The organism is Streptomyces sp. NPDC020299, assembly GCF_044387825.1.
Taxonomy (GTDB): domain Bacteria; phylum Actinomycetota; class Actinomycetes; order Streptomycetales; family Streptomycetaceae; genus Streptomyces.
In genome coordinates this window covers 1-17707 of the sequence record NZ_JBIRWL010000012.1, presented here as the reverse complement: position 1 = coordinate 17707, position 17707 = coordinate 1, and the positions used below count along the sequence as shown (strand labels likewise).

Sequence of the window (17707 nt, the reverse complement as noted above, 5' to 3'; positions counted from 1 at the left end):
CGGAAGGGGGCCGCCATCGGCGCAGTTGGAGGGGGCGCGCCGATGGCGGTGTGCTGCCGGGAGCGGTGCGGCGGAGAGGGTGGTCAGCGATCGCAGCCAGCGGCGAGGGCCGACACCGCACCGCGGGGACTCGTCCGGCAGTTCGCGGGTTGGACGGGGAGGGGCCGGGGTGGGTTCCCGCTCAGTCCAGGTCGTAGTCGAAGGAGTACGGGAAGGGCGTCTCACCGGGCCGGTAGGTGAAGGTCCCGGTGCCGCGCAGTCCGGCCAGCTCCCCGGTGCCAGACCCCGGCACCACCTCGAAGGAGCAGCGCACCGAACCGTCGGGCTCGAACGACCCGCGCTCCTCCAGTACGAAGCTCCCCTCCCGCCCGTCGAGCCGCCCCGCCAGCAGCTCCATGCCGGTGAACGTCCCGGTCTTCTCGGTGGTGTAGACGATCGTGTACTCGCAGGTCGTACGGGCCGCCTCGATGCCGCCGGTGAAGGCGTTGACGACAGAGGCGTGGGCGAGCCGCGGGAGGGGCTCCTGCGGGCCGGCCGGGTTCTCCTTCCAGTCGGCGTACGAGATGTGGCCGGTGACGTGGGTGGGCATGCGGGTCCTTTCGCCAGGGGTGCCGTGCGGTGCGTGCCCCAGCCTGGCCGCGGTACCTGACACCTTCTGTCAGGTACCGCGAGAATGCCGCCATGCGCGCCGACCGGCTCCTCTCCCTGCTCCTGCTGCTCCAGAACCGCGGCCGGATGACCGCGCCCGAACTCGCCGCGGAGCTGGAGGTGTCGGTCCGTACGGTCTACCGGGACATCGAGGCACTCGGCGCCTCCGGTGTGCCGGTCCGCGCCGACCGAGGCCCCGCCGGCGGCTACCGCCTCATGGACGGCTACCGCACCCGTCTGACCGGCCTCACCGACGCCGAGGCCGACGCCCTCTTCCTCGCCGGAGCCCCCGGCCCGGCGCGGGACCTGGGCCTGGGCGCCGTCCTCGCCACCGCCCAGCTGAAACTGCGCGCGGCCCTCCCGGCCGAACTCGCCGACCGCACCCGGCGCGTCCAGGAACGCTTCCACCTCGACACCCCGGCCTGGTTCCGGGACGCCGACCCCGTCCCGTACCTGGAGCCGGTCGCCCGAGCGGTGTGGGAACAGCGGGTGCTGCGCGCGCACTACCGGCGCTGGCGCGGGGAGGTGCGGCGGGAACTGCGGCCGTTGGGGCTCGTCCTCAAGGGCGGCAACTGGTACCTGCTGGCGCTGGGGGACGCACATCCGGTGAGCGCGGTACGCACGTACCGGATGTCGCGGTTCGTGACCGTCGACGTCACGCCCGGCACCTTCGAACGCCCCGCCGGATTCGACCTGGCCGCCCACTGGGCCGACTCCTCCCGGCGCCTGGAGCAGGCCCTCCACCAGGACACCGCGCGCCTGCGGATCTCCCCCCGGGCCCAGCGTCTGCTGCCGATGCAGTTCGGGGCCCTCGGCAGGCAGGCCCTGGACAGCGCCGGGCCGCCGGACGGCGAGGGCTGGGTGGAGGTGGACATGCCGGTCGAGACACGGGCTGTCGCGGTCACCGACCTGCTGCGGCTCGGCGCGGAGGCGGAGGTGCTCGGCCCGCCCGAGCTGCGGCAGGCCGTCACCGACGCCGTGGCCGCGCTGGCCCGGCGCTACGGACTGGCCGCGCCGGGCTGAGCTCGCCCGCCCGGGGGCCTGGAACCCTACGCCGAGTCGTTCAGCAGCCGTACGAGGTGCTCGCGGCCCGCGTCCAGCAGCTCGGGGAGCGGGGCGGCGGACTCGTACCACCGCTTCTCGTACTCCCAGCACAGCCAGCCGTCCCAGCCGTGCCGGGAGAGCACCTCCACGCACTCGGTGAGCGGCAGTACGCCGGCGCCGAGCGGCAGCGGGGTGGTGTCCTCGGCCGAGGCGATGTCCTTGACCTGGACGTACCCGAGGTGCGGGGAGAGCGCCGCGTACGACTCGGAGGGCTGTTCGCCGCCCAGCCAGGTGTGCATCACGTCCCACAGCGCGCCGACCTGGCGGTGGCCGACGGGGCCGAGGATCCGGATCGCGTCGGCGCCGGTGCGGTGCGAGTCGTGGGTCTCCAGCAGGATCCGGACGCCGAGGGCGCCGGCGTCCTCGGCGGCGGTGCCCAGCCGCCGGGCGGCCGTGGCGTCGGCGTCGGCCCGGGGCTGGTCGGGGGCGGCGCCCGGGAAGACCCGTACGTAGGGCGCCCCGAGGTCGTGCGCGAGCTGGAGGAGCTGCCGGATCTCGCCGAGCACGGGCTCGTCCGCACCGGGCTCGGCGACGCGCGCGTATCCGGCGATGCCCAGGATCTCGATCCCGGAGGCCTTGAACGCGGCGGCCACCTCGGCCCGTTCGGCGGGGCCGAGGCCCGCGTGCACCGGTTCCTCCGGGTGCGCGCGCAGCTCGACGCCGTGGTAGCCGTGTTCGGCCGCGAGGGCCAGTACCTCCGGTACGGGCAGGCCGGGGACACCGAGGGTGGAGAACGCCAGCTTCATGGGGCGGACACTACCCGGCATCGCCCGTCGCTCACCTGATCCGCGCAGATCGGCGATCCCTTATTCGGCGGCTCCTGGTTCGGCGGGGGCGGGCCGGTACACGTTCACCAGCGCCCCCGTCTTGGCGGTGGTCGTCGACGCCAGCTCCAGCGAGCGCTTTCCCCCGTCCGCCGGGAAGATCGACTTGCCGCCGCCGAGGAGCACCGGCATGACGACGAGCTGAAGTTCGTCGACCAGCCCTTCCTGAAGCAGGGCCCGGACCAGCGTGGGGCTTCCCATCATCGCCAGGTCGCCACCTTCGGCGGCCCGCAGCTCACGGACCCGGCCGAGGGCCTCGGCGACGGGGATCCGGACGGTGTTCTCCCAGGTCAGCTCATCGTCCCCGAGGGTGTCGGAGACGACGTACTTGCGCATCGAGTTCAACCGGTCCGCGAACGGGTCCCCGGCCCGCTCCGGCCAGGCCGCCGCCATCGACTGCCAGGTGCGCCGCCCGTACAGCAGCGCCTCCGCCTTCTCCAGCCCCGCGGCGAAGGCCCCGCCGACCACCTCCGGGTCGAAGAACGGGTGCGACCAGCCCCCGTGCGCGAACCCCCCGTCGGTGTCCTCCTCGGGCCCACCGGGCGCCTGCACGACGCCGTCCAGACTGATGAACTCGGTCACCACTACGCGCATCAGAACCACTCCTCCTCCGCCCGGCCTGGGCGGTCAATCGGTTTACGGCAACCAAGACCCCGGCGGCGATGAAAACTCATCGGTCCGCGCGCACCCATCTCCGACTCGCACAGCCACCGCCCCGACTCCGGCCGCCCGCAGCCTGCGCGCGAGCCATTCCGTCTCGGGCAGGGTCCCGCCGTACTCCCCGCTCAAGACACGCTCCAGTACGTCCCTGACATCGGCGAGCGGGACCCCCAGCGCGGTCCGCAGCACCCGCATGACCGCCACCCGCACCCCAGGTGCCACTGGCGCCCCAGGGGCCTCTTCCAGCCGCAGCACCGTCCGTCCGTGCTCGGCGAGCATGCGCTCCCGCAGCGGGGCCGGCAACTCCCCGCCGCAGATGGCCATCGCGCTCCCGCAGTCCCGGCACACCACCTCGGTGTCCCACCGCAGGGAGTCGCCCACCAGCGCCTGGACGCCCTGCCACGCGGCCTCGCCCGCGCAGTCCGCGCAGGGCACGGTCGCCGCCAACGATTCGAGGATCACGCCGCCTCAGCCCCCGCACCAGCCCCCTCGCGTCCCCGCCGGGTCACCCCCGCGGCACCGCCGTGGACCCCCGCACCATCAGCTCCCCCCGAACCGTCGCGATCCCCCCGTGCGGCGGCTCCTCCCGCCCCATGGCGATGCGTCCCGCCCGCGCGCCCGCCTCCGCCAGCGGCAGCCGTACCGTGGTGAGGGCGGGTACCGCGTCGATGCTGAACGGCAGGTCGTCGAACCCGGCGACCGACACGTCGTCGGGGATCCGCAGCCCGGAGTCCCGCAGAGCCGCGCAGGCGCCGAGGGCCACGGAGTCGTTGGCGGCGACGACGGCGGTGAGGGAGGGGTCGCGGCGCAGCAGTTCGAGCGTCGCCTCGTAGCCGGCGCGCCGGTCGTAGCGGCCGTGGACCGTCCAGCGGGGGTCCTCCTCGATGCCTGCCGCGGCCAGTGCCTCGCGGTGGCCCTCGAGCCGGTGCCGGGTGGTGGTGCGTTCCTCGGGGCCCGCGATGTAGCCGAGCCGGCGGTGGCCGAGGCCGATGAGGTGCTCGGTGAGCTGCCGGCCGCCGCCGCGGTTGTCGAAGGTGAGCGCGATGGCCGGGGTGTCGGGCGCCGGGGGGCGTCCGCACAGGACGACCCGGGTCCCGGCCTCCGTCAGCTTGCGCAGCTTCGCGGCCACCGCCGCCGCGTGCGGCGCCTCCTCCACCGCGCCGCCGGTGAGCACCACGGCCGCGGCGCGCTGCCGTTGCAGCAGGGTCAGGTAGGTCAGTTCGCGCTCGGGGGAGCCGCCGGTGTTGCAGACGACGGCCAGCCGTTCCCCGCCGGCCCGTCCGCCGGGGCCGCCGATCTCGCCCTGGATCGCGCCGGCCATGATGCCGAAGAAGGGGTCCGCTATGTCGTTGACGAGGATGCCGACGAGGTCGGAGGTCGCCGCCGCCAGGGCGCTGGCGGGGCCGTTGAGGACGTAGTCCAGCTCGTCCACGGCCCGCAGGACCCGCTCCCGTGTTGAGGCGGCCACGGGGTAGTTCCCGTTCAGCACGCGCGACACCGTCGCGGGCGAGACCTGGGCGCGGGCCGCCACGTCCGCCAGGGTCACCGTCATCTCGTCGTCCTCCGGTCGCGCATATCGTCGTACGTCCTCGTAGACAGGCCACTTCACGGGCACGGTTCCGTTAAGTGCCGAGCAGACCATAAGGCCAACGGAGCCTTTTGTTCGCCCCCTCGAACAAGTCTGAGTGGTCCAGGCCTTGTCCGGAGCCCCGGTCAGAGGCTAGCTTCTCATTGGATAGAAAGCGCTTGCTGTACTCGCTTGCTGTACTGCTTACCGGGGCGCCCGGCGCCCATGAAGGGGACTGACGTGACACGCAAGACGGTGCGTATCGCCATGAACGGCGTCACCGGGCGCATGGGCTACCGCCAGCATCTCGTCCGGTCGATTCTCGCCCTGCGCGAACAGGGCGGCCTCGACCTCGGTGACGGCACCGTGCTGTGGCCGGAACCGGTCCTGATCGGCCGCCGTGAACACGCCCTGCGGGAGATCGCCGAACGGCACGGCCTGGAGCACGTCTCCACGGACGTGGACGCGGTCCTCGCCGACCCGGACGTGGACATCTACTTCGACTCCCAGGTCACCTCCGCCCGCGAGGAGTCGATCAGGAAGGCGATCGCCGCGGGCAAGCACGTCTACACCGAGAAGCCCACCGCCACCGGCCTCGACGGCGCCCTCGAACTCGCCCGGCTCGCGAACGCCGCCGGCATCAAGCACGGCGTCGTCCAGGACAAGATCTTCCTGCCGGGCCTGCTGAAGCTGAAGCGGCTCATCGACGGCGGCTTCTTCGGCCGGATCCTGTCCATCCGCGGCGAGTTCGGCTACTGGGTGTTCGAGGGCGACTGGCAGCCGGCCCAGCGCCCCTCCTGGAACTACCGTGCCGAGGACGGCGGCGGCATCGTCGTCGACATGTTCCCGCACTGGGAGTACGTGCTCCACGAGCTGTTCGGCCGCGTGAAGTCCGTCCAGGCCCTCACCGCCACCCACATCCCGCAGCGCTGGGACGAGAACGGCAAGCCCTACGACGCCACCGCCGACGACGCCGCCTACGGCATCTTCGAGCTCGAGGGCGGCGCCATCGCCCAGATCAACTCCTCCTGGGCCGTCCGCGTCAACCGCGACGAGCTGGTGGAGTTCCAGGTGGACGGCACGGAGGGGTCGGCCGTCGCGGGCCTGCGCAACTGCCGCGCCCAGCACCGCTCCGCCACCCCCAAGCCGGTCTGGAACCCCGACATCCCCGCCACCGAGGTCTTCCGCGACCAGTGGCAGGAGGTCCCGGACAACGCCGAGTTCGACAACGGCTTCAAGGCCCAGTGGGAGCTGTTCCTCAAGCACGTCTACGCCGACGCCCCCTACCAGTGGGACCTCCTCGCCGGCGCCCGTGGCGTCCAGCTCGCGGAGCTGGGTCTGAAGTCGTCGGCCGAGGGCCGCCGTATCGACGTACCGGAGATCGCGCTGTGACCATCCGACTGCCTGGCGCCGGTGGTGCGCTGAGGACGTACGAGCCCCGCACCGAGCCGCTCGCCCTCACCCCCGGCACCCCCTTCACCTCCCGTACGGTCTTCTCGGCGGCGCACGTGGTCGCCGACCCGTACGCCGACGTGTCCCCCGACTCGGCCGCCGCCGTCGACTGGGACGCCACCCTCGCCTTCCGCCGCCACCTGTGGTCGCACGGGCTCGGCGTCGCCGAGGCGATGGACACCGCCCAGCGCGGGATGGGCCTCGACTGGGCGGGCGCCGCCGAGCTGATCCGCCGGTCCGCCGCGGAGGCCCGGAGCGTGGGCGGCCGGATCGCCTGTGGGGTCGGCACCGACCAGATCACCGGCGGGTCTCTCGTGGAGATCCGCGCGGCGTACGAGGAGCAGCTCGCCCTCGTCGAGGAGTCCGGCGCGCAGGCGATCCTGATGGCCTCCCGCGCCCTCGCGGCCGCCGCACAGGGCCCCGAGGACTACCTGGAGGTCTACGGCCACCTGCTGCGTCAGTCCGCCGAACCGGTCGTCCTGCACTGGCTCGGCCCCATGTTCGACCCGGCACTGGAGGGCTACTGGGGCTCCTCCGACCTGGACGCCGCCACCGACACCTTCCTGGAAGTCATCGCCGCCCACCCGGACAAGGTCGACGGCATCAAGGTCTCCCTCCTGGACGCCCAGCGCGAGATCGACCTGCGCCGCCGCCTCCCGCAGGGCGTGCGCTGCTACACCGGCGACGACTTCAACTACCCCGAGCTGATCGCGGGCGACGCGAAGGGCTTCAGCCACGCCCTGCTCGGCATCTTCGACCCGCTGGGCCCGCTGGCCGCCGAGGCGGTACGGGTGCTGGACACCGGGGACACGGCAGGCTTCCGCGCCCTCCTCGACCCCACGGTGGAGCTGTCCCGCCACCTCTTCCAGACCCCGACCCGCTTCTACAAGACCGGTGTCGTCTTCCTGGCCTGGCTCGCGGGCCACCAGGCGCACTTCACGATGGTCGGCGGCCTCCAGTCGGCCCGCTCCCTCCCGCACTTCGCCCGCGCCTACGAACTCGCCGACGGACTGGGTCTGTTCCCGGACCCGAAGCTCGCCGAGGAGCGGATGAAGAACCTGCTGTCGCTGTACGGGGTGAACCAGTGAGCACGACGAACGGCCTCGAGCGCTTCTCCGTCAACCAGATGACGGTCAAGCAGCTGTCGCTGCCCGAACTCGCCGACGCCTGCCGCGACCTGGGCGTCACGAACGTCGGCCTGTGGCGCGAGCCGGTGCAGACGTACGGCCTGGAGGCGACGGCCAAACTGGTCCGCGACGCGGGCCTCACCGTCACGACCCTGTGCCGGGGCGGCTTCCTCACGGCGATCGACCCCGAGGAGCGGGCAGCAGCCCTGGCCGACAACCGCCGCGCCGTCGACGAGGCCGCGGCCCTCGGCACCGAGGTACTGGTCCTGGTCTCCGGGGGCCTGCCCGCCGGCTCCAAGGACCTGCACGGCGCCCGCGAGCGCATCGCGGACGCCCTCGCCGAACTGGGCCCGTACGCCGAGGACCACGGGGTGAAGCTGGCCATCGAGCCCCTCCACCCCATGTACGCCTCCGACCGCTGCGTGGTCTCCACCCTCACCCAGGCCCTCGACCTCGCGGAACGCTTCCCCGCCCACCAGGTCGGCGTCACCGTCGACACGTACCACATCTGGTGGGACGACCAGGCCCCCGCCCAGATCGCCCGGGCGGGCGCGGGCGGCCGCATCCACACCTTCCAGCTCGCCGACTGGACCACCCCCCTGCCCGAGGGCGTGCTCAACGGACGCGGCCAGATCGGGGACGGCGCGATCGACATGCGGGAGTGGAAGGCGTACGTGGAGGCGGCCGGCTACACCGGGCCCATCGAAGTGGAGCTGTTCAACGACGAGTTGTGGGCGCGGGACGGCCGGGAAGTACTGGCCGAGACCGCGGCGCGGTTCGTGGAGCACGTCGTCGCCTGAAAAAAATCCGGAATCCCGTGCAACCCTTCCACCGCCCGGCGGGTCGTACTTGGTGTCAGGGCTTCTGGTGGGGGATCCGGGGGGATCGCGGAGGTTCTGACACGGAGGGGAAACGCCGAGGGGCCCGGTCGACGAGACCGGGCCCCTCGAAGCTTCTGGTACCTCGCTTCTGGTACCTCGCTTCTGGTACCTCCGTCAGAAGAACACCCCGCACCGCAGCAGCACGTTCGCGTACGGCCGGGCCTCTCCCGTGCGTACGACCAGACGCGCCCCCGCCGACAGTTCCTTCAGCCGCTCGTGCGGGACCAGGGCCAGCTCGGGGAAGTGCCCGTCCAGCAGGGACGCGGCCGCGGGATTGGCCTCCCGTACCTCCGTGGCCGCCGTGGCGCCCTCCACGACCAGCTCGGCCAGCAGGCCGTCCAGCACCTCGGCGAAGGACGGCACACCGGTGCGGAAGGCGAGGTCCACGACCCGGGGGCCCACGGGTATCGGCATGCCCGCGTCGCACACGAGCACGCCGTGCCCATGCCCCAGCTCGGCGAGCGCCCCGGCGAGGTGACGGTTGAGGATGCCTGCCTTCTTCACGGGGCCTCGACCTCCTCCGCCGTCGGGAACGACTCCTGTGCGCCCCGCTTCGTCACGGCGGCCGCCCCGACCCGGGCCGCGTAGGCCGCCGCCTGGGCGAGAGAGGACCCCGACCCCAGCCGCCAGGCCAGCGCCGCGGTGAACGCGTCGCCGGCCCCCGTGGTGTCCACGGCGTCCACCTTCACTGCCGGGACCGGCGTCACGCCCTCCGCCGAAGCCACCAGCGCGCCCTCCGCGCCCAGCGTGATCACCACCGACCGCGGGCCCTTGGCGAGCAGTATCCGGGCCCAGTCCTCCGGACGGTCCCCCGCAGAGGTGTCGCCCAGGATCACCCTCGCCTCGTGCTCGTTCACGATCAGCGGATCGCAGGCCGCCAGCACCTCGGGCGGGAGCGGGCGCGGCGGGGAGGGGTTGAGGACGAAGCGGCTGCCCGCGGGCAGGTTCCGTACGACCTCCACGACCGTCTCCAGCGGGATCTCCAGCTGCGCCGAGACCACCCGGGAGGCGTGGAAGAGGCTGCTCGCGGCCCGTACGTCCGCGGGCGTCAGACGGCCGTTGGCACCCGGCGAGACCACGATGCTGTTGTCCCCGGACGGGTCCACCGCGATCAGCGCGACCCCGGTGGGCGCGCCGCCGACCAGCACGCCCACCGTGTCCACCCCGGCCGCCCGCTGCGAGTCGAGCAGCAGCCGGCCGTGCGCGTCGTCGCCGACCCGGGCCAGCAGGGCCGTACGGGCCCCGAGCCGGGCGGCCGCGACCGCCTGGTTGGCGCCCTTGCCGCCCGGGTGGACGGCCAGATCGCCGCCGAGCACCGTCTCGCCGGCGCCGGGGCGCCGCTCAACGTCGATCACCAGGTCGGCGTTGGCCGATCCCACGACCAGGAGGTCGTAGTCGTACATGAAATGAGCTCCCTGAGAGATGACTTGGGGCGGGCGGCAGCCGACCTCAGCCGCTGAACCCGGCCACGTTCTCCTTCGTGACCACCTTTACCGGCACCTTCACCGTCGCCGCCACCTTCTTGCCCTGGACGGCGCGCAGCGCGTTGTCCACCGCGATCTTCCCGAGCTGGCTGGGCTGCTGCGCCACGGACGCGTACAACGTGCCGTTCTTCACAGCGGTCAGGCCGTCCGGGGTTCCGTCGAAGCCGACGACCTGGACCGACTTGCCGGCCTTGGAACCCAGCGCCTTCACGGCACCGAGGGCCATCTCGTCGTTGGCGGCGATGACGCCCTGGACGTCCGGGTGGGCCTGGAGCAGGTTCGACATCACGTCGAGCCCCTTGGTGCGGTCGAAGTCGGCGGGCTGCTGGGCCATCACCTGGATGCCCGGGTAGGCCTTCAGCCCCTTGGCGAATCCTTCCGCCCGCTCCCGGGCGGCGGAGGTGCCCGCCTGGCCCTGAAGAATCACGATCTTGCCCTTGCCGCCGAGCTTCTCGGCGATCGTCCGGCCGGCGAGCTCACCGCCGGCGACGTTGTCGGAGGCCACCAGGGCGTCCACCGAGGCCTTGTTGACGCCCCGGTCGACCGCGATGACCGGGATCTTCGCCTCGTCGGCGGCCTTCACGGAGTTGCCCGCGGCGTCCGAGTCCACCGGGTTGACGATGATCGCGCCCAGGCTCGAACTGGTGAAGTTCTGCAACTGGTTGGCCTGCTGGGAGGCGTCGTTCTGGGCGTCCGTGACGGTCAGGTCCACGCCCAGCCTCTTCGCCTCGGCCTGCGCGCCCGCCCGGATCTGCACGAAGAAGGGGTTGTTGAGGGTGGACAGGGACAGGCCCATCTTCGGGCTGGTCGTCGCCGAGGAGCCGTTGTGCAGGAAGGAGGTCGCGCCGACCAGCGCGACGGTCACGACCGCCGCGAGGGCGTACGTCCCCGCCTGCTTGCCCTTGTCACCGCCCGTGCCCGCGGCCACCGGGGTCGCCCCGGCCTTGCGCCGCAGCGTGTCCAGCAGCACCGCCAGCGCGATGACGACACCGATGACGACCTGCTGCCAGAAAGCGGAGACGTTGAGCAGGTTCAGCCCGTTGCGCAGCACAGCCAGGATCAGCGCGCCGATCAGGGTCCCGGAAGCCTTGCCCGTACCGCCCGCCAGCGAGGCCCCGCCGATGACGACCGCGGCGATCGCGTCCAGCTCGTAGCCGTCGGCGGCCTGTGGCTGCGCGGAGGAGAGACGGGCGGCGAGCACGACACCGGCGACCGCCGCGAACAGACCGGAGAAGGCGTAGATCGCGAGCTTCTGCTTCTTGACGCGCAGGCCGGAGAGACGGGCGGCCTCCTCGTTGCCGCCGATCGCGTACATGGAGCGGCCGATGTACGTCCGGCCGAGCACGAAGGCCGCGATCAGGCCCATGACCACCATGACCAGCACCGGCACGGGCAGCCAGCCGCCGAGCGTGTCACCGAGGTGGGAGACCGAGTCCGGGAAGGGGATCGGGGAGCCCTCGGAGATCACCAGCGACAGACCGCGGGCCACCGACAGCATGGCCAGGGTCGCGATGAACGGCGGCAGCTTCCCGTAAGCGATCAGGAAACCGTTCACGAGACCGGCGGCCATACCGGTGGCGACGGACAGCACGACCGCCAGGAACACCGGCACGCCGTGCGAAGTCGCGCTCCAGGCGAGGACGGTGGCCGACAGCGCCGCCACCGACCCGACCGACAGGTCGATCCCCGCCGAGACGATCACGAAGGTCACACCGAAGGCGAGGACGGCGGTCACGGCCGCCTGCACACCCACGTTCAGCAGGTTGTCGGTGGTCAGGAAGTCCCCGGAGAGCGCCGACAGGGCGATGAGCAGGACGATCAGCGCGGTGAGCGCGCCGTTGTCGAGAAGCAGCCGGCGCAGGCCGCTCGTGGCGCCACCGGCGCCCGTTGTGCTCTTGAGCGTGTCAGTGGCCACGGCTGGCCTCCGTTTCGGTGGTGGGGTTGGCGGTGGAACCGACGGGGGTGGGATTGCTGACGGCAGACGGACTGCTGACGGCGAGCGCCATCACGGCGTCCTGGGAGGCCTCCTCGGCCGCGAGTTCGCCCGCGATCCGGCCCTGGGCCATCACCAGCACCCGGTCGCTCATACCGAGGACCTCGGGCAGGTCGCTGGAGATCATCAGCACGGCGGCACCGGCGGCCGTCAGCTCATTGATCAGCTGGTAGATCTCGACCTTGGCGCCGACATCGATGCCGCGCGTCGGCTCGTCGAGGATCAGCACCTTGGTGTTCGCGAGCAGCCACTTGCCGATGACGACCTTCTGCTGGTTGCCGCCGGACAAGGTCCGCACGTGCTGCTCGAGTCCGGCCATCCGCACCCCCAGCTGCCCGGCGATCCGCTCGGCCGCCGCGTGCTGCGCCTTGCGGTCGACCAGCCCGGCCCGGGTCGCGGCCCGCATGGTGACCAGGCCGAGGTTCTCCGCCACGGAGGCGTCGAGCACCAGGCCCTGGCCCTTGCGGTCCTCGGGTACGAGTCCGATCCCGGCGGCCATGGCGGCGCCCACGTCGTGCCGGCGCAGTCCGGCCCCCGCGACCTTCACGGAGCCCCGGTCGTACGGGTCGGCGCCGAACACGGCCCGCACGACCTCCGTACGGCCCGCGCCGACCAGCCCCGCGATGCCGACGACCTCACCGGCGCGCACCTCGAAGCTCACGTCGTGGAAGACACCGTCCCGCGTCAGCCCTTCGACGGCGAGCAACGCGGCATCCTGCTCGCCCTGCTCGCTCTGCTCGTCCTGCTCCGGCCGTTGACGCGGATACTGCTGCTCGATGGACCGCCCCACCATGAGTCGTACGAGCTCGTCCTCGGGCGTCTCGGCCGGGACCTGCCCGACGGACCTGCCGTCCCGGATGACGGTGACCCGGTCGCCGAGCGCGGCGATCTCCTCCAGGTGATGGGTGATGAAGACGATCCCGACCCCGTCCTCACGCAGCCTGCGCACGATGGCGAAGAGCTTCTCGACCTCCTCGGAGGTGAGCACGGCGGTCGGCTCGTCCATGATGAGCACGCGCGCGTCCAGGCTGAGGGCCTTGGCGATCTCGACCATCTGGAGGCGGGCGATGCCGAGTTCACGCACACGCGCGCGTGGCGACACGTTCACGCCCACACGCGCGAGCAGGACCTCGGCATCGGCCTCCATCCTCTTCCGGTCGATGACCCCCAGGCGGCGCGGCTGCCGGCCGAGGAAGATGTTCTCGGCGACCGTCAGATCGGGTACGAGGTTGAACTCCTGGTAGATGGTGGCGATCCCGAGGCGCTCGGAGTCCTGCGCACCGTGGATGCGCACCTCCTCGTCGCCGACCAGGATCCGCCCGGCATCGGGGGTGTAGGCACCGGAGAGCATCTTGATGAGGGTGCTCTTGCCCGCGCCGTTCTCACCGAGCAGCACGTGCACCTCGCCCCGGCGCAGATCGAAGTCGACGCCGTCCAGCGCGACCACGCCCGGGAAGGTCTTCCGTATGCCCTCGATGCGCAGCAACTCGTCCGGGTTGCTCACGACGTGCTCCTTTGCACTGGGGAGGGGGACTGGGGGGATTGGGGGGATTGGGGGGATTGGGGAGATGGGGGTTCGGCTGGTGAAGGGGCCTCGCCGCACGAGCGGCGTACGACGAGCCGGGCGGCGAAGGTGGCGGACGCGGGGGGACGTCCCTCGATGCGGTCGACCAGGGCCCGTACGGCGGCCCGGCCCAGCTCGCCCGTCGGCTGGGCGATCGCGGTGACCGGCGGATCGGTGTGCACGAACCACGGGATGTCGTCGAACGCGGCCAGCGCGATGTCCTCCGGCACGCGCAGCCCGCGCGCGCGGATCGCGTCCAGTGCGCCCAGGGCCATCAGGTTGTCGGCGGCGAACACGACCTCCGGCGGCTCCGGAAGATCCAGGAACCCCTCGGTGACCCGCCGCCCGCTCTCGGCCTGGAAGTCGCCCTGGCCTATCCAGGCGTCCGGGAGGGGAAGCCCGTACTCGGCCATGGCGGCCCTGAAGGCCTCGACGCGCTCACTGCCGGTGGTGGTGGCCGCGGGCCCCGCGATGATGGCGAGCCTGCGATGCCCCAGCCGGTGCAGATGCGCGACGAGATCGCGGATGGCCGCCTGCCCGTCGGCCCGTACGACGGGCACGTCCACGCCCGGGATCCACCGGTCCACGAAGACCATCGGCGTCCCCCCGCGCGCGGCGTCCAGCATCAGCGGGGAGCCGCCGTCGGTGGGGGAGACGAGGAGACCGTCGATACGCCGGTCGAGGAGCGTCCGTACGTGATGGTCCTGGAGCTCCGGCCGCTCGTCGGCGTTGCCGATGATGACGCTGTAGCCGAGCGCGCGGGCCTCCTCCTCGACGGAGCGGGCCAGCTCGGTGAAGTACGGGTTCATCACGTCGCTGATGACCAGGCCGAGGGTGCGGGTCTGGTCGGTGCGCAGCGAACGGGCGACGGCGTTCGGGCGGTAGCCCAGCGTCTCGACGGCGGCCAGCACGCGCGTGCGTGCGTCGTCGCTGACCGACGGGTGGTCGTTCAGCACCCGCGACACCGTGGCGACGGACACGCCCGCCTCGGCCGCGACGTCCTTGATGCTCGCCATCGCCGGCTCCACCTCCTTGTGGAATCGTTTACATCCGCGTTGTACGGAGGATTGGAATCGATTACACGGGGCGGAGGCAAGGGGGAGGGGGTGGCCGAAATCCAATCGTGACCGGGGTGGGGGAGGGGTGGGTGCGGTTGCCGCCGGTCGGGTGGTGACCGTGGGGGCCGCCCGCTTCTTGGCATTGTCGGGATTCCGCGATCCGAGTAAAGGGCGCTGCGTTCCGCTGCGCTGCACTCCGCGTCGCCTGCGGCGATGGCCCTTCGGGCCCCCCTTGACTCGGCTCGCGGAATCCCGGGTGAGAAGCGAGCGAGCGGCCCGGAAAGGCGGTGGCCGGGGCGGGTGGGGCCCTTGGGTGGGCTGGGCTGCGGGGCGGGGTTGGGGGCGTGGGGCCCTTGCGTCGGCTGGGGTGCGGGCCGGGGTTGGGGGCGCGGTCGCGCCTCGCCTGCACGCCGGGTGGGATCGGCGGCGATCGGTGAGTGGGGGCTTGGGGTGCGCGCTGAGTGGGTGGCGGCGCGCTGGGGCGGCTTGGCGGTTTGCGGTGGTGGGGGGGGGCTTGGGGTGCGCGGTCGGCGAGTGGCGGCGCGCAGGGGTGGCTTGGCGACTTGCGGCCGGTGAGCTGGGGGCGCGCAGGGGTGGCTTGGCGGTTTGACGGCTTGCGGTGGGTGGGCGGTGGTGGAGGTGGCGGGCGTTGGGCGGGTGACGGCAGGCCTAGTGGCAATCCACGGTCCCCGCCTACGGTGCCAGGCCCGGGCCTGCGCCTTTGGCCACCCCGGCCCAGGCGGTGGCTTCCCGCGCCCGGTGGCGTCCCACGCCTGGCGGCGAGCCGCGCCCGTTCGCGCTCGGCCCTAGGTCCCCGCGACCCACAGACCACCGTCGGCGCCCCACTTGCGTCACACCGACCTCACCAGTCGCAGCCGCCCACCAAGTGGAAGATATGTGTCACCGGTGGAGGATGAAACCGCAGGTCGCAGCGCCTGGGCGTGACACATTTCTGCCACTCGTGGCCGCCATCCCACCCGCTTGCCCCTTTCGCCCAAATATGGGAGAAGGTCGTCGGCCGGGAAGCCGACAAGCTGGCCGACCGCTACGCCGCCCCGCCCCCTCGGTGCCGCACTGGAGTCACAAGGGCCTCGCCGGCCATCACCGGCCACAGCCGACCGGTGAGTGGCAGATGCGTCCCAGAGGCAGACGGCAAGGCAGCAGATTTCTGGCCGGGGTCTTGGTGGCGTGTGGAACGTATCTGCCAATCGCAGCCCTCACCCCGTCTCCTCCCCCGCTTGGTCTGCGACCGGGTGCGGTGGGAGGTGCCGGTGCCTACCCGTCACCCCGCCGCACCGAATCCTCACCGTCATCGTCATCCTCCGGACGAAAGCCGCCCTCTGCCGGGCGCACCCACCGCCCCGTCAAGTCACCAAGCTGGCCGGCGAGTCGCTCCCTCCGATGGCGGCCCGCTCCCCGACTCACCGCCGCCCGCCGAGGCGGCCGGGCCCCCGATTCACCTCATGCCGCCGCCCCCATCCGGTGTGCCGTCGCTAGTCTGACGCGCACCCTGGACCTTCCCTCCCCGCTCGCCGCGAAGTCGTCGGTTGTGCCACCACCCGCCGACCGCGCACCCAGACCCCACCTGTCGGCGGCGGCCCCGCCGCTCGCCCACCACCGCAAGCCGCCAAACCGTCCCGGCGTGCCGCCACCCGTCCAGCGCGCACCCCAAACCCCCACTCACCGATCGCCGCCGATCCCACCCGGCGTGCAGGCGAGGCGCGACCGCGTCCCGCCACCCCGTCCCGTGCCCCAGCCCTCACCGCCGGCGGTGGCCACGCCCACCCGCCCACCACCGCAAGCCGCCAAGCCAGCCCGGCGTGCCGCCACCCGTCCAGCGCGCACCCCAGCCCTTCACTCACCGATCGCCGCCGATCCCACCCGGCGTGCAGGCGAGGCGCGACCGCGCCCCCAACCCGGCCGGCACCCCGACCCACGCAAGGGAACACGCCCCCCCAACTCCGCCCCGCAGCCCAACCGACGGCGGGGCCCCACCCGCCCCGGCCACCGCCTTTCCGGGCCGCTCGCTCGCTTCTCACCCGGGATTCCGCGAGCCGAGTCAAGGGTGGCCCGAAGGGCCATCGCCGCAGGCGACGCGGAGTGCAGCGCAGCGGAACGCAGCGCCCTTTACTCGGATCGCGGAATCCCGACAATGCCAAGAAGCGGGCGGCCCCCACGGTCACTCCATACAGGCGCTCACCTCGCCCGCTACGCCGCCCCCAACTCGCACCACACATACTTCCCCCGCTTCCCGAACCTGGCCGACGGCCGCCAGCCCCAGTACTCCGCGCATGCCATGACCAGGCCCAGCCCTCGTCCCTCCTCCAGGTCCGCCCCTTGGTCGAGCGGTCGTGGTGGGTCCGGCGGTGCCGGGTCCGTGTCCCACGCCCCGATCCAGACCGTCCCCTCCGGGGAGCGGCGGACCCTCAGCGTGGTCGGCCCCTTCGTGTGGCGTACGGCGTTGGAGACCAGCTCCGTCGCGAGGAGTTCCGCTGTGTCCGCTAGCCCGATCAGCCCGTGCATCGTCAGGATCAGGCGCAGGGTGCGTCGGCAGATGGTGACGGCTCGGAGGTCGTTCGGGATGTGGAGGGATGAGGGACAACGGACGGCACTTGCGGTCAGCAGCGAGATGAATCTTGCTCGTCAGTCCACCGCGAGATCTGCCGAGCAGGGCTTGGCTCAGGCGGAGCTTGCGCCGTCGCCTGATGTGCCGCCGCTCTTTCTGACCGGGGTCGTCACTGCCGTGCTGTCCGTTCTGTTCTGGCGGGCCGCCCCCTTTTGTCGGGCCCGCTCCTGCTCGATGGCGGCCTCTTCAAGGGCCTCCATAACCTCCTTGCCGATGCGCATCCCGGCTGCGTCGTGGTGGGCGCGGGCAGTGGTTGAGTCCAGGCTGACCAGGGACAAGTCCGTCTGTCCCTGGCGGGCGGCCTCGGCGATCAGGCCTTCGAGCAGTGCGGTGAAGACGCCGTCGTCCCTCCACACCCGGAAGCGGCCGTAGACAGTCGGCCACGGGCCGAACTCGCCGGGCATCTCCCGCCACTGGCTGCTGGTGCGGAACCGCCAGATCACCCCCTCGAACTGATCCCGCAGCCGCTCGGGGTACGGCCCGTACTCGCCTATCGGCAGGAACGGCTCGATCAACTTCCACTGCTCGTCAGTGAGTTGCCTGCGTGTCACGATCGTCTTCCTACCGGATCCCCCTTCCCGAGGGACCCGGATCGGCAAGATTGATCACGACATCACACAGGCCCTAGTACTCCAGCAGGATTTCGCTGTCTGACCTGGTCTTTCGCCGGGTGGCGGGAGTGTAGCGGGACTTCGGCCGTGCGGGGGCGGTCTCACGGA

The 17707-nt window shown here is 72.1% G+C and carries 15 protein-coding genes and 1 pseudogene; 4 read left to right on the top strand and 12 right to left on the bottom strand.

Translation table 11 applies throughout. The features are described from left to right. Positions 1-181: 181 nt before the first annotated feature. Complete coding sequence (locus ACH45E_RS28230) at positions 182-589, bottom strand: DUF3224 domain-containing protein (RefSeq protein WP_361450713.1); 408 nt, start codon at positions 587-589, stop codon at positions 182-184. Between the two features lie 92 nt (positions 590-681). On the opposite strand from ACH45E_RS28230, the gene ACH45E_RS28225 reads away from it, so the two are divergent. Next, entirely contained in the window at positions 682-1671 is a 990-nt protein-coding gene (locus tag ACH45E_RS28225) for a WYL domain-containing protein (RefSeq protein WP_361450716.1), read from the top strand. Between the two features lie 26 nt (positions 1672-1697). On the opposite strand, the gene ACH45E_RS28220 is transcribed toward ACH45E_RS28225, so the two are convergent. The 4 genes from ACH45E_RS28220 to ACH45E_RS28205 are packed head-to-tail and all read right to left on the bottom strand — an operon-like array spanning position 1698 to position 4788. After that, complete coding sequence (locus ACH45E_RS28220) at positions 1698-2498, bottom strand: sugar phosphate isomerase/epimerase family protein (protein WP_361450719.1); 801 nt, start codon at positions 2496-2498, stop codon at positions 1698-1700. A gap of 60 nt (positions 2499-2558) precedes the next feature. After that, positions 2559-3170, bottom strand: a complete 612-nt coding sequence (locus ACH45E_RS28215; RefSeq protein WP_361450722.1) for a dihydrofolate reductase family protein — start codon at positions 3168-3170, stop codon at positions 2559-2561. Between the two features lie 42 nt (positions 3171-3212). Beyond that, positions 3213-3698: a hypothetical protein gene (locus tag ACH45E_RS28210; protein WP_361450725.1), complete on the bottom strand. Its 486-nt coding sequence runs from the start codon at positions 3696-3698 to the stop codon at positions 3213-3215. A gap of 43 nt (positions 3699-3741) precedes the next feature. After that, positions 3742-4788 carry a LacI family DNA-binding transcriptional regulator gene (locus ACH45E_RS28205; protein WP_361450778.1) on the bottom strand — a complete coding sequence of 349 codons (1047 nt, stop codon included), beginning with the start codon at positions 4786-4788 and terminating at the stop codon, positions 3742-3744. 255 nt (positions 4789-5043) lie between these two features. On the opposite strand from ACH45E_RS28205, the gene ACH45E_RS28200 reads away from it, so the two are divergent. The 3 genes from ACH45E_RS28200 to ACH45E_RS28190 are packed head-to-tail and all read left to right on the top strand — an operon-like array spanning position 5044 to position 8182. Continuing rightward, positions 5044-6195 carry a Gfo/Idh/MocA family oxidoreductase gene (locus ACH45E_RS28200; RefSeq protein ID WP_361450728.1) on the top strand — a complete coding sequence of 384 codons (1152 nt, stop codon included), beginning with the start codon at positions 5044-5046 and terminating at the stop codon, positions 6193-6195. After that, positions 6192-7343: a dihydrodipicolinate synthase family protein gene (locus ACH45E_RS28195; RefSeq protein WP_361450730.1), complete on the top strand. Its 1152-nt coding sequence runs from the start codon at positions 6192-6194 to the stop codon at positions 7341-7343. The genes ACH45E_RS28200 and ACH45E_RS28195 overlap by 4 nt, the downstream gene beginning before the upstream one ends. A 38-nt stretch (positions 7344-7381) precedes the next feature. Continuing rightward, positions 7382-8182 carry a sugar phosphate isomerase/epimerase family protein gene (locus ACH45E_RS28190; RefSeq protein ID WP_361450781.1) on the top strand — a complete coding sequence of 267 codons (801 nt, stop codon included), beginning with the start codon at positions 7382-7384 and terminating at the stop codon, positions 8180-8182. A 195-nt stretch (positions 8183-8377) separates the two neighbouring features. Here ACH45E_RS28190 and rbsD read toward each other — a convergent pair whose 3' ends face one another. The 7 genes and pseudogenes from rbsD to ACH45E_RS28155 form a co-directional block, all read right to left on the bottom strand. Beyond that, complete coding sequence (gene rbsD, locus ACH45E_RS28185) at positions 8378-8767, bottom strand: D-ribose pyranase (protein ID WP_361450733.1); 390 nt, start codon at positions 8765-8767, stop codon at positions 8378-8380. Further along, a complete protein-coding gene (locus tag ACH45E_RS28180; protein WP_361450736.1) occupies positions 8764-9666 on the bottom strand; it encodes a ribokinase in 903 nt (300 codons plus the stop codon). The genes rbsD and ACH45E_RS28180 overlap by 4 nt, the downstream gene beginning before the upstream one ends. A gap of 46 nt (positions 9667-9712) precedes the next feature. Then, positions 9713-11662: a substrate-binding domain-containing protein gene (locus tag ACH45E_RS28175; RefSeq protein WP_361450739.1), complete on the bottom strand. Its 1950-nt coding sequence runs from the start codon at positions 11660-11662 to the stop codon at positions 9713-9715. Beyond that, on the bottom strand, positions 11652-13244 hold the full coding sequence (locus tag ACH45E_RS28170; protein ID WP_361450742.1) for a sugar ABC transporter ATP-binding protein: 1593 nt from the start codon (positions 13242-13244) through the stop codon (positions 11652-11654). The genes ACH45E_RS28175 and ACH45E_RS28170 overlap by 11 nt, the downstream gene beginning before the upstream one ends. Next, positions 13241-14320: a LacI family DNA-binding transcriptional regulator gene (locus tag ACH45E_RS28165; RefSeq protein ID WP_361450745.1), complete on the bottom strand. Its 1080-nt coding sequence runs from the start codon at positions 14318-14320 to the stop codon at positions 13241-13243. Before ACH45E_RS28165 ends, ACH45E_RS28170 begins: the two co-directional genes overlap by 4 nt. Positions 14321-16570: 2250 nt before the next feature. Next, positions 16571-16945: an ATP-binding protein gene (locus ACH45E_RS28160; protein ID WP_399041799.1), complete on the bottom strand. Its 375-nt coding sequence runs from the start codon at positions 16943-16945 to the stop codon at positions 16571-16573. Then, positions 16851-17539, bottom strand: a pseudogene (locus ACH45E_RS28155) (transposase); the annotation flags it as partial. The gene ACH45E_RS28160 and the pseudogene ACH45E_RS28155, both read right to left, overlap by 95 nt. Positions 17540-17707 lie beyond the last annotated feature (168 nt).